The organism is Microbacterium sp. WCS2018Hpa-9, assembly GCF_031843745.1.
GTDB lineage: Bacteria > Actinomycetota > Actinomycetes > Actinomycetales > Microbacteriaceae > Microbacterium.
Genome location: NZ_JAVTIY010000003.1, coordinates 162,787 through 177,377, shown reverse-complemented (window position 1 = coordinate 177,377; position 14,591 = coordinate 162,787). Strand labels below are relative to the sequence as shown.

Sequence of the window (14,591 nt, the reverse complement as noted above, 5' to 3'; positions counted from 1 at the left end):
CACAACGTTCCCAGCATGCGGAGCCGATCGGCTCATTCCATGTCGCTCACGCACACCGCAGCGGTCCACTACGTGCATCCTGCACGTGAGCGACTCGAGCGTTCACGCAAGTATTCCCTGAGTGAACTTGAAGGGGATGACATGCCACGCATACCGGTGAAGGCGGCGGTACTGAGGGAGCCGGGCGAGCAGCTCGCGCTCGAGACCGTGTACCTGGACGAGCCCGGGTTCGGTGAGGTGCTGGTGCGAACCATGGCGGCCGGCCTGTGCCACAGCGATCTCCACTATCTCAAGGGGACGATGGGCATCTCACTTCCCGCGGTTCTCGGTCATGAGGTTGCGGGAGTCGTCGAGCGTTGCGGCCCCGGCGTGAATCGCATCACTCCCGGCGACCGGGTCGTCGTCACCATCACGCCGAGCTGCGGCCAGTGCCCCGCGTGCGTATCGGGAACGCCCACTCGCTGCTCACGCGTCAGTCAGATGCGCGAGCGTCCGGAGCCCCTCCTCGTCGATGAGGCCGGCGAAACGATTACCTCGCTCGGCTCCATCGGGGCGTTCGCCGAGGCGATCGTGGTTCCCGAATCCGCGCTCGCCGTCGTCGGCGCAGACCTCCCCCCTTCGGTGGCGGCCCTGCTGGGATGCTGCGTGAGCACTGGCGTGGGAGCCGTGATTCACGGCGCCCACGTCGGGCCCAACGACACCGTCGCGGTCATCGGATGCGGTGGAGTCGGCATGGCGGCGATCCAGGGGGCCCGACTCAGCGGCGCACGACGCATCATCGCCATCGATCTGCATGACGAGAAGCTCGCGCTGGCGAGCCGACTCGGCGCCACAGATGTCCTGAGGTCCTCAGCCGACGATGTGCGGAGCGCGGTGCTGAGCCTCGTCCCGGGAGGGGTCACCCACGCGTTCGAAGCGGTCGGACGACCAGCGACCGCCGAGCTGGCGTTCTCTCTGCTGGCCTCGGGCGGCGTCGCGACGATCCTCGGCCTGATGCCTTCTGGCAGTCAGATCACGATAGAAGCCTCCGAACTCATCGAAGGAGATCGACGAATGCAAGGCGCATACATGGGCGGCAACCGCTTCCTCGCCGACATCGACACGCTCACCGACCACTACCGCTCGGGTCGCCTCGACCTGGACGCGATGGTGACCGGCTCCGTGTCGCTCGCGGGGATCAATGACGGATTCACCGCCATGGCGAGTCGTTCGTCCATTCGAAATGTCGTGGCGCTCGGAGAAGGGACCTGGTGATGTACGAGATCCCGATCGTCGAGACCCGCCTCTACATCGACGGCCAGTGGCGCGTGGCCGCCGACCGGCTCGGCATGCTGCACGACCCGAACTCCGGCGCCGAGCGCACATCCCAGTTGGGCGCCACCGCGCGGGACGTGGACGATGCGCTGCGCGCCGCCGATGCTCTCCACACCTCCCAGGTACTCGACCGCATTCCCGCGGCCATCCGCGCCGCAGCCCTCGAGGCGTGGGCGGATGCGCTCGATGCCCACGTCGAAGACATCGCCGTGCAGGATGCGATCTCCACAGGCAATCCGATCGCGACGACGCGCACGCTCGCGTCTTTCCTCGGTGCACGTGTGCGCTCCACGGCACGACAGACCAATGAGATCGGCGATGGTCACTCGCTCGAAGCGGGAGGGCGTGCCGTTCGGCTGCTGCACCGAGCACTCGGGCCGACGCTGGTGCTCGCACCGTGGAACGCTCCGACGTTCGTTGCGGTCTCGAAGGTCAGCGGGGCGATCGGCGCGGCTTCTCCTGTGATCCTGAAGCCGTCAGAGTGGACACCCAGCGGGGCTCAGATCGCTTTCGAACTGCTGCAGTCCGTGCTGCACGAACACGACTTCCCCCGGGCGACCGCACAGCTCGTCCATGGCGCGGGCGCCGTCGGCAGCGGTTTGGCGAGCGACCCGCGGGTTCGAGCCATCAGCTTCACCGGCGGACTCCCCGCCGGTCGGGCGGTGGCTCGGGCCGCCGCCGAGACACTGGCAGTCGTGCAGCTGGAGTTGGGATCGAACAATCCTGCGATCGTTCAGCCGGATGCCGACATCGAACGCACGGCAGCGCTGCTGATCGCGGGCACAACGCGCCTGAACGGACAGTGGTGCGAGGCGCCGGGCAAGGTGCTCGTTCCGAAGGAGCTCCGAGACGACCTCGTGGAAGCTCTCGTATTGCAGGCCGCCGCGTTGCGTATCGACCACTCGTTCGCGGGCGACAGCCAACTCGGACCGCTCGCCTATCGGGTCCACCACGATCGGCTCGAAGCCCAGCTCGCAGAATACGCCGCCGGCGGTGCGACGGTTCTGCGTGCAGGCACTCTGCCCGATCTGGGCGGATGGTTCTTCCAGCCCGCGATCGTGACCGATATTGATGCCACTGCGGCTCGGACCGAACTGTTCGGTCCGGCGCTCTCGGTGCACGCGGTGGAGTCCGTCGATGAGGCCGTCGAGATCGCGAATCTCCCCGGTGGAGGCCTCGATGGATACGTGTTCGGCGAAGACGAGGAAGCTGCTCTGCAGACGGGTTCGCGGATACGCGCCGGTGAAGTCCGGATCAACGGCACCTTCATGGCCGACCTCGCCGATGGCTCAGAGCAGACTTTCTGGGGCAGCGCGGGCGTCGGCGGTCATGACCCCGCACACGGGGTGGCATTCTCCCAGGGACGCCGCGTCGTCGGAGTGGATGCGATCGACCTTCCCGTCTGATCCGGGATGAGCATCCGCACAAGCAATCAGCGCAGGAAAGCAGGAGCAGCATGAGCATCGAAGGAACGTCTCGCGCCTCGGCGCCGGCCGACGAAGGATCACCCGCGGCATCCCCTTTCCCGGCCAGAGCAGACCTGGGTTTCGCGTGGAGCGTGAAGGACAGCTTCCTGCAGTACATCCGCGGAATGCGCGACGGAGACATCGGCTGGAATGCGGGAGCGGCGGTCACGAGCACCGGCGAGTTCTTCTTTCCCTTGGCGGGCGTCGCGCACGTCGGGGAAACGATGATTCTGTCGTTCCGCGGCACCGTGAGCTTCACGGCACACCACGGCCTCCTGTCCGTCTCCGTGAGCCGACCTCGGATCACCGTCGGCGATGGGCTGGCCCGCCTCACCACCGAGGTGGGGGGAGTCGAGCAGCAGATCGCCGCGATCGACCTGCCTCCGCGCATCCACGACGGAGACGTCACCATGTGGCTCAACTGCGCTGTGCGCCTCAGTGGGGTGGGACCTGAACACTTCGGCGGATCGTACGCAGAGGGAGAGCAACTCGCCCCTCTCACCGTCCGCATCCCCACTCGTTCATTCGCCAACGCCGCCACGACCACCGAAAGCGAGAAGCACGACTGATGATCGAGCTGCCCTCCAGCGCACTGCTCAAGCAGAACATCCGCGAGCACTACCCCGAAGTGACTCACGGCAGTGGCGTGTACCTCTACGACACGGACGGCAAGGTGTATCTCGACGGGTCCAGTGGTGCGATGACGGCCAGCATCGGACACGGCGTCGCCGAGATCGGCGACGCGATCCGCGCCCAGGCCAGCGGCGTCGCTTTCACGTACCGCACGCAGTTCACGAACGGGCCTGCGGAACAGCTCGCAGAGCGTCTCACCGCTCATGCTCCGGGCGACCTGGACTTCGCGTTCTTCGTCAACAGCGGGTCCGAAGCCTCCGAATACGCCATCCGCACAGCCGTGGGGTACTGGCGGGAGAAGGGTCTTCCGCGGAAGACCAAGATCCTGGGCCGTGGAACCAGCTACCACGGCATGACGATGGGTGCGCTGTCCATGTCTGGTCACGCTGCCCGTCGTCCCGACTACGGTGATCTGCTGCATCCGTTCGCCGTCGCGCCCCCCGCCCACGCCTGGCGTTTCGCCGCTGACGGCGAAACGGAGGAAGCGTACGGACGCCGCGTGGTCGCAGAGTTCGAGTCCGCCGTGCGCGCCGAAGATGTTGACACGGTTGCTGCGGTGATCGTCGAGCCCATCGTGGGAGCCGCAGGCGGAGTACTCGTCCCACCTGTCGGCTATCTCGCCGCGCTGCGTGAGATGTGCGACCGCCTCGGTGTGCTGCTGATCGTCGATGAAGTGATCACGGGTATCGGGCGCGCTGGAGAGTGGTTCGCGTGTGGCGGCGAAGGAGTCGTGCCCGACCTCCTGCTCCTGGGAAAGGGCATGAGCGGTGGCTATGCAGCGGTGGCGGGAGTGCTCCTGCGCCGGCCGATCGTCGAGGCTTTCGCGATCGGCAGCGGCGTCGCCCCGTTCGGACATACCTTCTCGGGAAATCCGCTCGGCGCCGCCACGTGCCTGGCTGTGCTCGACATCCTGGAACGCGAAGACGCGTTCGACAACGCTCGACAGCGCGGACGGCAGCTCGAGTCTGGGCTGCGCGAACTCCAGGCCGTGCACCCACGCATGGCAGACATCCGCGGTCGGGGCCTCCTCTGGGGCTTCGAGTTCGTGACGGATGCCGAATCACTGCGCACCCCTGATGTTTCCCGGAATGCGGCGGGGGCGTTCGTGCGGCTCTGCAGAGAGCACGGACTGATCGTGTACCCCGCGGGGATCGCTCCGTACAACAACGCCATCATGATCTGCCCTCCGCTCACCATCACGGAGGAAGAGATCGTCGACCTCCTCGATCGCCTGTCCGCCGCGCTTCCGGCGATGGATGCGCTTCTCGATGAGTGGACGTTCAGCGACTGATCGCTTGCGGGCGACGTGGGAACAAGTCGCGCCAGGGCAGGTCACCCGCCACGGCCGGGGCTCCGTCCAAGATGCTTATCAGAGGGCCCAACGGGTCGATGGTCGCCGTTGCCAGCGTTCGCCATCTCAATCCGAATCGTGCATCCGATTCTGGGACGCAACACAGGTGCGGTTCGCCGGGGCCGGACAGCAACAGCGGAACCAGCTCGCTCGGGCTGAACGGCGACTCCGTTTCGTCAGCCCGCTCGTCGATCAACTGCAATCGCGCATAGGTGTCGTCGCCGAAGCTGCCGGGATTCTCGCCGGATACGAGCCCATCGCTCAGAAAGTGGTTCGTGTGCGCGAGATGGCGCTGTGCCCCCATCTCGATGACGGCGATACCCACCGGGCTGAGTTCCACGGTGACGGCTCGGTGCGGATCGATCAGGGTGATCGCACTCGAGCTGGCGATCGGAGCGGAGCGAAGCAGGTCGATCGCGTCTGAGACAGTCGCCGCGGTTTCCAGGATCGCTGCGAGCAGAAGGTGAACCGGCACCCCGCTCACCTCGTCACTCGCGCTCGAGAGGATGTTCAGGAACACACCCAGCCCGGCATCGTTCACACCGATCTTGGCGAGGATTCCATGCTCGGTCAGCCCCACGAAACTCCGGGCACTGCCATGAACCGTCTGGGTATGCCAGAACGAGGAGAACTCGTCCTGCCAATCCCACGTTTGAATCCCGACGGGACCCCGAGCGCCCCGCTCACGGACCAGCACGGAGCACTCGGCCGGCGACATGGCGGTGGACTGGGAGATGATCTCGGTCCGACCGTTCAACGCGATCACCTGCCATGCTGGGATGCCTGCTCCCGCCGCGATACCGTGCATCTCGTCGACGTACCGGGAGTCCCACTGCGCCGTGTTCTTTTCGATCCGCGAAGCCAGTTCACGCACACGGTCGGTGTCGAGCCCCCCGATCGCGAACAGCGACAGGTATCCCCCCACGACGTCACCCAGCCGTGTGCTCAGCGCGAGCCCGCGACTGCTACCGCGCGCGTAGGAGGGCCCGCCCGAGACCTCGAGATGCTCTCGTGTCACTTGCCGGACACCCCTTCGTGTGCCGCCTCCGCGACGAGCGAAGCCTGGCGCCGGTAACCGACGCGGTAGAGACCGATGACGCCACCTGTCGTCGCCAGCAGCAGCGCGACGTAGTAGGCCATCACAGCCCACGGGTTGTTGCCGGAGGCGTTCAGGATCCACTGGGCGACCAGCGGCGTCGATCCCCCGATCACCGACGAGCACAGTTGATAGGCGAGTGAGACTCCGGAGTACCGCAGCTCCGGCGGGAACGCGTAGGCGAGGAAGCTCGCGTACACGGCGAAGTAGATGGTGACGCCGGCGAACGAGACGTACAGCATCACAGCGATGAGTACGACGTTCGCGCTGTCGATGGCCGCGAAGAACGGCACCGCGAAGACCAGTGACAGCCCGAGCCCGATCAAGATCACCCGCAGTCGACCGAACCTCTGTGCCGCATGGCCCGCGAGCCACTGTGCGATGAACTGCACGACCGTGGCGCCGACGAGAACGTTCAGTATGACCTGACGCTCGATACCCAGGGGGCCGGTCGCCCAGGCCAGTAGGAACGTGTTGGTGAAGTAGGCCATTGCAATCGCGATGACCGATGCCGCGATTCCCAGCACGAGCACGAGAGGGGCACGACGAAGCACGGCAAGCGCCGGAGCCTTCTCGACGTTTCCTTCGGCCTTCGCCGTGACGAACTCCTCTGACTCTTGAAGCCGGAGCCGCAGAACGATGCCGACGACGACCAGGATCGTCGAGGCGAGGAAAGGGATCCGCCACCCCCACTCGAAGAACTGCTCATCGGGCAGCATCCCCACGAGCGCGAACGATCCGGTGGCCAGCAGGGACCCGACGGGACTCCCCTGCTGCACCCATGCGGCCGCGATCGTCTTGCGATCCGGAGCTGCGTTCTCGGTGGCGATGAGGACAGCGCCACCCCATTCGCCTCCGACGGCCAGCCCCTGTGCTGCGCGCAGGACGACCAGCAGAATCGGCGCAAGGATTCCGATCTGCGCGTATCCCGGGAGCACTCCGATCAACGCCGTCGCCGTGCCCATGAGCAGCAGGGTCACGAGAAGCACATTCTTGCGACCGACTCGGTCGCCGAAGTGTCCGAAGATCAACGCCCCCAGCGGCCGAGTGAGAAAACCGACCCACAGCGTGGCGAAGGAAGCCAGCAGCGCGGCGCCCGCATCTATCTCAGGGAAGAACACGCGGCCGAAAACGAGCGCACTGGCCGTGCCGAACACGAAGAAGTCGAACCACTCGAGCGAGTTGCCGATGAAAGCGCCGATGACCGATGTTCGTTCGCGGCTGGTCGAGCGTCCTTGCATAACCGTTCCCCTTCGAATGCGCACGCGTGTCGGTGCGATGTTGATGAGTCTCGGGGAGAGCAGGCCATTACGTCCAATGAATAATAGGACGGTTGGCGATAACCTTCGGGAATGGATAGTCAAAGCCTCACCTACTTCGTCGCGGTCGCGCGGCTCGGCTCGGTGACTGCAGCAGCGAATTCCCTGCACATCACACAGCCCGCTGTGTCGAAGAAGATCGCTCAACTCGAGCACTCCCTCGGAGCCGCCCTCTTTCGGCGGATGCACACGGGAATGGCGCTCACCGCGTCCGGTGCGACCCTCTTCAGCATCAGCACGAGCGTCCTCGAGGCGCTCCGACGAGGCGAAGCCCTCATGCGCTCGAAGCACGGTCAATCCTCATTCGTGATCGCGTGCCCACCCACCACGGCAGACCTGGTGATCGCCCCGTACATGGCCGACCTCAACCCACCGGTGGTCGACCTGCGACTCACCGAAGCCCCCGACATCAACCATGCGATCGAACGTGACGCCGACCTCGGCGTGAGCTCGATGCGACCCCCGAACGATCGAGCCTCGCTCTGCGTCGCTGACATTCCGATCACTGTTCAGCGGCCCGGCAGTTGGGGCGATGCGAATCCAGTGGATCTCGACTCCCTCCACGATCAATGGCTCATCGTTCCCCGCACCGGCGTGCAGCCCGCAGTGCGCGAACGCCTGTCGACACCATCACGTTCGTGGCTCATGCGAGATGCCGCGACCGGCACCGTCGCCCAAGCGCTCGCGGCAGCCGGGCATGGTTGGGCTCTCGTGACGGAACCGGCTCGTTTCGGCCTCCAGTCCGCCCCCGCGCATGCGGCAGGTCAGCCGCTGCAGATCTCGCTTTACGCCTCCTGGGACAGGAATCACTACGCTGCCCCGCAACTAGAGGAGCTGGCCGTCCAACTACGCGGGCACATTCAAGACCATGTGCCGTGGCAGGCTCCGCACCCGCGGACCTGAACCCGGCAGGGTCGCCGTCGCACGAGCGCCACGTCGACCGAGTCTCGCCACGCGGCGCCCTCCACCTGTGGAGCCGATGCACAAGCAGGTGAGGAACGCAGTGCGCCGCGCACACATCCGAAGCATTCGCTTCCACGAGGGTGGTGGCGAGGTGATAGCCGATGACGACTCCTTCCCGACCACGCATGGTGTTCTTCGTATCCGACAGCACTGGCATCACGGCGGAGACCCTCGGAGACGCGTTGCTGGCGAACTTCCCCGACTTCGACTTCGTGCGCCGAACGATGTCGTTCGTCCAGAGCGTGAAGGAAGCGCACCAAGTCGTCGAGACGATCCGTCGCGTCGCGGCAGAACAGGAACCACCGATCGTCTTCTTCACCGTGAAGGATGCCGAGATCAGCCGCGCCTTCGCCGACGTGCCCGCGGTGCGGATCGACCTGTTGCGAGGTCATCTCACTGATCTCGAGGCCGCCCTCGACGCAACCTCATCAGAGGGCTTCGGACGCTACCACTCACTCGCCGATGCCGAACGGTATTTCCGCCGCATGAAGGCGATCGAGTACACCATCGAGCACGACGACGGACAGAGCTACCGGGCTCTCGAGCACGCCGAGGTGATCATCATCGCGCCGAGCAGATGCGGCAAGACCCCCACGTCGATGTACCTCGCGCTGCAGTACGGCCTTCGCGTCGCCAACTACCCGCTGACAGACGACGACCTCCCTCACGAGGACCTGCCTGGCCGCATAGCTCCGTACGCCGATCGCTGTTTCGGGCTGACCACGACTCCTCTACGTCTGAGCCAGATCCGGCACGAGCGACGACCCAATTCGCACTATGCCAGCCTGCCCCAGTGCACCGCTGAGCTGCGGCGTGCGGAGAACCTCTATCGCAGCACGGGCATCCCCTTCCTCAACTCCGCCACGAAAAGCGTGGAAGAGATGTCCGCTGTCGTGATGCAAACCCTGAATCTGCGCAAGTGACCCCGTCGAAGGAGACCACCATGACCAACATCCTCTGGTTCGAGCAACTGGGTATGGCCGATCTGCCTCAGGTCGGAGGCAAGAACGCCTCATTGGGCGAGATGGTGTCCCATTTGAGCGCACTCGGCGTACGGGTGCCGCGTGGCTTCGCGACGACAGCATCGGCCTACCGGGACTTCTTGGCGCACGACTCTCTCGCCGGCACCATCGACGGCATGCTCGCCGGAGTGGACATCGAGAACATCCGCGAGCTCACCCGTATCGGTGCAGAGATCCGGCGCCTCATCATGGAGCATCCGCTGCCGCAGTCACTCGAGAGCGAGATCCGCGACTCATACCAGCGGCTCGTGGAGTCGGATCCGGAGCCGGACTCGGTCACGTGGGCTGTCCGTTCCAGCGCGACCGCGGAAGACCTTCCTGACGCCTCATTCGCCGGGCAACAGGAGACCTTCCTGAACGTCGGAGGGATCGAGAACATCCTGATCGCAGTGCGATCGGTGTTCGCCTCCCTCTACAACGATCGCGCGATTGCCTACCGGGTGCACCAGGGCTTCGACCAGGAGGAGGTTGCGCTCTCCGTGGGAGTGCAACGAATGGTTCGTTCCGATGTCGGATCCTCAGGGGTCATGTTTACCGTCGACACCGAGTCGGGTTTCGATCAGGCGGTCTTCATCACCAGCGCCTACGGACTCGGCGAGGCCGTCGTGCAGGGCGCGGTCAACCCCGATGAGTTCTACGTCTCCAAGCCGGGGCTCCGCGCCGGGAGACCCGCGATCCTGAAGCGGACTGTGGGCGACAAGGCGATCGCGATGCGATACACCGACAGTCGCGAGCCTGGCGCCAGCACGGTCTTCACAGACGTCCGCGATTCCGACAGAAGGCGGTTCTCGCTCACCGATGCTGAAGTCGAAGAACTTGGCCGCCAGGCGTTGACGATCGAACAGCACTATGACAGGCCGATGGACATCGAGTGGGCCAAGGATGGCGTGGATGGCGAGCTCTACATCCTGCAAGCGCGCCCTGAAACTGTTGTCTCCCGAGCCACGCAGAACACGATCTCTCGATTCCGGTTGATAACGGCGGGCTCTGTCGTCGCGGAAGGAAGGGCGATCGGTCAGCGGATCGGGTCAGGACCCGTGAAGGTGTTGAACGACATCGCAGACATGGACCAGTTCCGCACGGGGGACGTCCTCGCCGCAGATATGACGGACCCCGACTGGGAGCCGATCATGAAGCGTGCCTCCGCGATCGTGACGAATCGCGGAGGGCGCACCTGCCACGCCGCCATCATCGCACGAGAACTCGGTATCCCTGCTGTCGTCGGCGTGAGAGACGCGACTGACATCCTCACGGACGGCATCGATGTCACGGTCAGCTGCGCAGAGGGCGACGTCGGCCGAATCTACGCCGGTCTCCTCGATTTCGTCGAGGAGACGACTCACCTCGATGAGATGCCCGACCCGCCCGTGCGAATCATGATGAACGTCGGCACACCGGACCAGGCATTCGCCTTCTCCCGACTCCCTCACCACGGTGTCGGCCTCGCAAGGCTCGAGTTCATCATCAATCGGCAGATCGGCATCCATCCGAAGGCGCTCCTCGAGCTGTCATCACTTCCGCATACGCTTCGCGAGGAGATCGAGCAGCGCACATCCGCGTATGCCGGTCCGCGTCAATACTTCGTGCAGCGCGTCGCTGAAGGCGTGTCGACGATCGCGGCCGCCTTCGCTCCCGCGCCGGTGATCGTCCGCCTCTCGGATTTCAAGTCGAACGAGTACGCGAACCTCCTCGGCGGCGAACGGTATGAGCCCCGCGAAGAGAACCCGATGCTCGGCTACCGCGGTGCGTCTCGGTACATATCCGAAGGCTTCCGCGGGTGCTTCGAGATGGAGTGCGAAGCCATCCGGTTCGTCCGGGATGAGATGGGGCTGGAAAACGTCGCGGTGATGGTGCCGTTCGTGCGCACAGTGGAGGAAGCGTCCGCGGTGACGGAGCTTCTCGGCGAGCACGGACTTCGTCGAGGAGAGAACGGGCTCAAGATCATGATGATGTGCGAGCTCCCCGCGAATGCGTTGCTCGCGGACGAGTTCCTCGCGTACTTCGATGGGTTCTCGATCGGCTCGAATGACATGACCCAGCTCACCCTCGGGCTGGACCGCGACAGTGCGATCGTCGCGGACCTCTTCGACGAGCGAAATCCAGCCGTGTTGAAGCTCCTGTCGCTGGCGATCGACGCGTGCGCACGCAACGACAAGTACATCGGAATCTGCGGGCAGGGCCCGAGTGATCATCCGGAGTTCGCCGAGTGGCTGGTCCGTCAGGGAATCCAGTCGGTGTCGCTGAACCCGGACACCGTGGTCCAGACTTGGCTCGCACTCTCCACGTCGGAGCGTCCTGCCTGAACACCGAAGGGGTGGCGGTCTGGACAGGACCGCCACCCCTTCGCTCGCAAGCGGCACCTTCAGACGCTCAGTAGACGTCCTTGACGTACCGCTCGGCACGCTTGAGCTCGGCGACCAACGTGTCCCCCGCCACCGCGTCTCCGGCCCCCAGGATCTCCGCGAGCGCTCGATCGACATCGGCAGCCATCCGGGCCTTGTCACCACAGACGAAGATGTACGCCCCCGCGTCCACCCACTTGCGAAGCTCCCGCGCGTTCTCGCGCATCGCGTGCTGAACGTAGCGTTTGGCGGCCTGGTCGCGCGAGAAGGCGAGATCGACGCGGCTGAGGATGCCCCGCAGCTGCAGATCACCGAACTCATCCTCATACAACCAGTCGAACGCGCGGTGCTGATCTCCGAAGAATAACCAATTGTCGCCGGCAGCCCCCCGCGCGTCTCGTTCACGGAGGAACGCGCGGAACGGCGCGACGCCCACACCCGGACCGATCATGATCACGGGGACGTCATCGGCGGGGAGGCGGAATTCGTGAGCCGGGACGCGCCTCACCTCGAACTCTCGCCCGTCTTCCGCCCGGGCTCGAAGATAGTCCGTCGCAGCACCCGCGTGGCGGCCGTACGGGCTCTCGTACTCCACACCGGCGACCGTGAGATGCACCTGCCCGTCATCTCGGAGCGGACTCGATGAGATCGAGTAGTCCCGATGCTGCAGGGGGCGGAGTTCCTGCATGATCTCCACAACGGACAGGTCCGCGCACCCGAGGTCGATCACCACATCCAGAACGTCTCGCCCCCAGAGCCATGCATCGAGCGCCTCCCGATCGCCCGATTGAAGGAGCGCCACGATCGCTGCCGCCTGGGAACTCTCCGGGCACCGGCGTGCCAGCCCGACCACGAGACCGGGATGCGGAAGTCGCAGTTCGACTTCGTGAGTGAGTACCTGCCTCAAGGAGCCTCCGGCGAGCTCCTGGTCCCCGAAGTGTCCGATCCACCGGTCGACAAGCGCATCGCTGTTCTGGACGAATACGGAAAGGGAGTCGCCCGGCGCGTAGTCGAAGCCGCCAGCATCGAAACTCAGCTCGTAATGGGTGACGCGCTTCGTCGATCCCGGCGCCGAGAGCACGCGCGATGCAGTGATACGTGCTGTGCACGCCTGATCGCCGATCGCACTCTGGCTCTGCTTTTCGTCAGCCTCGTGCGGCAACTCCGTCGGCAGCGACCCATCCCATGCGGTTGCGTCGATGAGCGACTGTACAGCCGGTGTCGCCCATCGCTCCGCGCTGAACTCGAAGTCGATGTCGCAGTCGATGCTCTCCACGATGCGAACGGCACCGAGTTCTTCCAGACGCTGATCGATGTCATGGCCCGCCTTGCAGAAGTCCTCGTACATCGAATCACCGATCGACAGCACCGCATAGGGCAAGCCGTCCAGCGCGCCGCGCTCGAGCGTCTGCAACCAGGACCAGAACTCCGCGGCGTTGTCCGGCATGTGGCCGTTGTCGTGAGTGGAGGTCACAACGAGCAGTCTCTTGACTCCGCTCGCCCTGTCGGCAAGCCAGTCATTCAGAGATGCGTAACCTGCATCCAGGCCATTCTTCACGGACTTCGCATGGATCTGGTAGGCGAGGTACTCGGCATTGCCCGTCTGGCTTCCGAACAGGATGCTCAGCTCAGCCGTCTCGCTATCGGTCATCGTGCGTCCCCCCTCGTCGATGCCCAGATCGATCGTCATGATCCCGTCGAGATGAAGACCGACTTGGGCTCTGTGAATCCCCTGACGCCCTCCATTCCCAGTTCGCGACCGATACCGGACTGCTTGAACCCACCGAACGGCACCTGCACGCGGATCGAGGAGTTCGAGTTGACCGAGATCGTGCCACTCTCGATGCCACGAGCGACGCGGAACGCACGTCCAACATCCTGCGTCCAGACCGAGCCGCTCAGCCCGTAGATCGTGTTGTTCGCCAGACGGATCGCATCCTCCTCCGTGTCGAAGGGGATGACGACCGCGACCGGGCCGAAGATCTCTTCTGAAGCCGCTCGGGTGGTTGCATTTTCGTCGATGGCGATATGAGGTGCCATCCAGTAACCGGGTCCAGTCGGCGTCTCACCGCGGTAGACGAGATCCAGCCGATCATCGACGAAAGATGAGACGGTCTGCCGATGCTCGGCCGAGACCAGCGGCCCGAGATCCGTGGAAAGGTCGGATGGGTCTCCGATGCGGAGCGCCCGGGTTGCTTCTACGAAGCCCTCCATGAAGCGCTCGAGGGCCGGCCTCTGCACCAGGATCCTGCTTCGGGCGCAGCAATCCTGACCGGTGTTGTCGAAGACTGCCCAGGGAGCGGCGGCGGCTGCCTGGTCGATATCGGCGTCCGCGAAGACGACGTTGGCAGACTTGCCCCCCAGCTCGAGCGTCACCCGCTTCATGGTGTCGGCACTGGATCGTAGTATCGAACGTCCCACCTCTGTCGATCCCGTGAAGCTGATCTTGCCGACGCGGGGGTCATCGATCAACGTCCCTCCGACCTCGGCGCCGCTGCCGGTGACCACCTGGAGCAGGTCCGGGATCGGCGAGACCTCTGCCGCGAGCTCTCCGAGCCTTCTGGTCGACATCGGCGTCATGCTGGCGGGCTTGACGATGACGGCGTTGCCAGCGGCGAGCGCCGGCGCGATGCTCCAGCTCGCGATCGGAAGCGGGAAGTTCCAAGGGGTGATCACACCGACGACGCCGACTGCCTCACGGAAGGTCATGGCGACGCCCCCGTCGACGGGGATCGTCTCTCCCGTGAGTTTGTCGATCACGCCTGCGTAGTAGCGGAAGACCGCGGCCACGCTGTCTGCTTCGGCGAGCGCAGCTCTGAGGGGCTTGCCGACGTCGCGCGACTCCAACGAGGCGAGCTCATCGCGATGCGCGGAGATGGAGTCCGCGAGGTCGTAGAGGAACTGCTGCCGGCCGGAGATAGGCAGACGCGCCCACGCCTTCTGCGCTTCGACTGCCCGCGCGATCGCATCATCGACTTCATCGCGGCTGAATGAACGAACGGAATCGAACTGCAGTTCGGTTGCAGGATTCCATACGGGAATAGCCAGGTTCGTCATCGATCCTCTTCTCACCGGGGAGCGGTAG

Annotated in this window: 11 protein-coding genes; 7 read left to right on the top strand and 4 right to left on the bottom strand. The window is 64.9% G+C overall.

What is annotated here, in order from left to right; all coding sequences use genetic code 11:
- Nucleotides 1–141: 141 nt before the first annotated feature.
- The 4 genes from RQG82_RS07500 to RQG82_RS07485 are packed head-to-tail and all read left to right on the top strand — an operon-like array spanning nucleotide 142 to nucleotide 4,704.
- On the top strand, nucleotides 142–1,254 hold the full coding sequence (locus RQG82_RS07500; protein ID WP_311258476.1) for a Zn-dependent alcohol dehydrogenase: 1,113 nt from the start codon (nucleotides 142–144) through the stop codon (nucleotides 1,252–1,254).
- Nucleotides 1,254–2,720: an aldehyde dehydrogenase gene (locus tag RQG82_RS07495; RefSeq protein ID WP_311258806.1), complete on the top strand. Its 1,467-nt coding sequence runs from the start codon at nucleotides 1,254–1,256 to the stop codon at nucleotides 2,718–2,720. Before RQG82_RS07500 ends, RQG82_RS07495 begins: the two co-directional genes overlap by 1 nt.
- A gap of 50 nt (nucleotides 2,721–2,770) precedes the next feature.
- Nucleotides 2,771–3,349, top strand: a complete 579-nt coding sequence (locus RQG82_RS07490) for an HtaA domain-containing protein (RefSeq protein ID WP_311258475.1) — start codon at nucleotides 2,771–2,773, stop codon at nucleotides 3,347–3,349.
- Nucleotides 3,349–4,704, top strand: coding sequence for an aminotransferase class III-fold pyridoxal phosphate-dependent enzyme (locus tag RQG82_RS07485; RefSeq protein WP_311258474.1), 1,356 nt, complete (start codon nucleotides 3,349–3,351; stop codon nucleotides 4,702–4,704). Before RQG82_RS07490 ends, RQG82_RS07485 begins: the two co-directional genes overlap by 1 nt.
- Here RQG82_RS07485 and RQG82_RS07480 read toward each other — a convergent pair.
- Both RQG82_RS07480 and RQG82_RS07475 read right to left on the bottom strand, forming a co-directional pair.
- A complete protein-coding gene (locus RQG82_RS07480) occupies nucleotides 4,694–5,782 on the bottom strand; it encodes a C45 family peptidase (protein ID WP_311258473.1) in 1,089 nt (362 codons plus the stop codon). The two genes, RQG82_RS07485 and RQG82_RS07480, sit on opposite strands and share 11 nt — an antisense overlap.
- On the bottom strand, nucleotides 5,779–7,101 hold the full coding sequence (locus RQG82_RS07475; RefSeq protein WP_311258472.1) for an MFS transporter: 1,323 nt from the start codon (nucleotides 7,099–7,101) through the stop codon (nucleotides 5,779–5,781). Before RQG82_RS07475 ends, RQG82_RS07480 begins: the two co-directional genes overlap by 4 nt.
- A gap of 111 nt (nucleotides 7,102–7,212) precedes the next feature.
- Here RQG82_RS07475 and RQG82_RS07470 point away from each other — a divergent pair, with 111 nt between their 5' ends.
- The 3 genes from RQG82_RS07470 to ppsA all read left to right on the top strand — a co-directional run bounded on the left by RQG82_RS07470 (nucleotide 7,213) and on the right by ppsA (nucleotide 11,467).
- Complete coding sequence (locus RQG82_RS07470) at nucleotides 7,213–8,082, top strand: LysR family transcriptional regulator (protein WP_311258471.1); 870 nt, start codon at nucleotides 7,213–7,215, stop codon at nucleotides 8,080–8,082.
- A gap of 161 nt (nucleotides 8,083–8,243) precedes the next feature.
- Complete coding sequence (locus RQG82_RS07465) at nucleotides 8,244–9,065, top strand: pyruvate, water dikinase regulatory protein (protein ID WP_311258470.1); 822 nt, start codon at nucleotides 8,244–8,246, stop codon at nucleotides 9,063–9,065.
- A 20-nt stretch (nucleotides 9,066–9,085) separates the two neighbouring features.
- Nucleotides 9,086–11,467 carry a phosphoenolpyruvate synthase gene (gene ppsA / locus RQG82_RS07460; RefSeq protein WP_311258469.1) on the top strand — a complete coding sequence of 794 codons (2,382 nt, stop codon included), beginning with the start codon at nucleotides 9,086–9,088 and terminating at the stop codon, nucleotides 11,465–11,467.
- 67 nt (nucleotides 11,468–11,534) lie between these two features.
- Here the strand turns inward: ppsA and RQG82_RS07455 are convergent, their stop codons facing one another.
- Nucleotides 11,535–13,196: a sulfite reductase flavoprotein subunit alpha gene (locus RQG82_RS07455; RefSeq protein WP_311258468.1), complete on the bottom strand. Its 1,662-nt coding sequence runs from the start codon at nucleotides 13,194–13,196 to the stop codon at nucleotides 11,535–11,537.
- Entirely contained in the window at nucleotides 13,193–14,563 is a 1,371-nt protein-coding gene (locus RQG82_RS07450; protein ID WP_311258467.1) for an aldehyde dehydrogenase family protein, read from the bottom strand. Before RQG82_RS07450 ends, RQG82_RS07455 begins: the two co-directional genes overlap by 4 nt.
- Nucleotides 14,564–14,591: the final 28 nt, after the last annotated feature.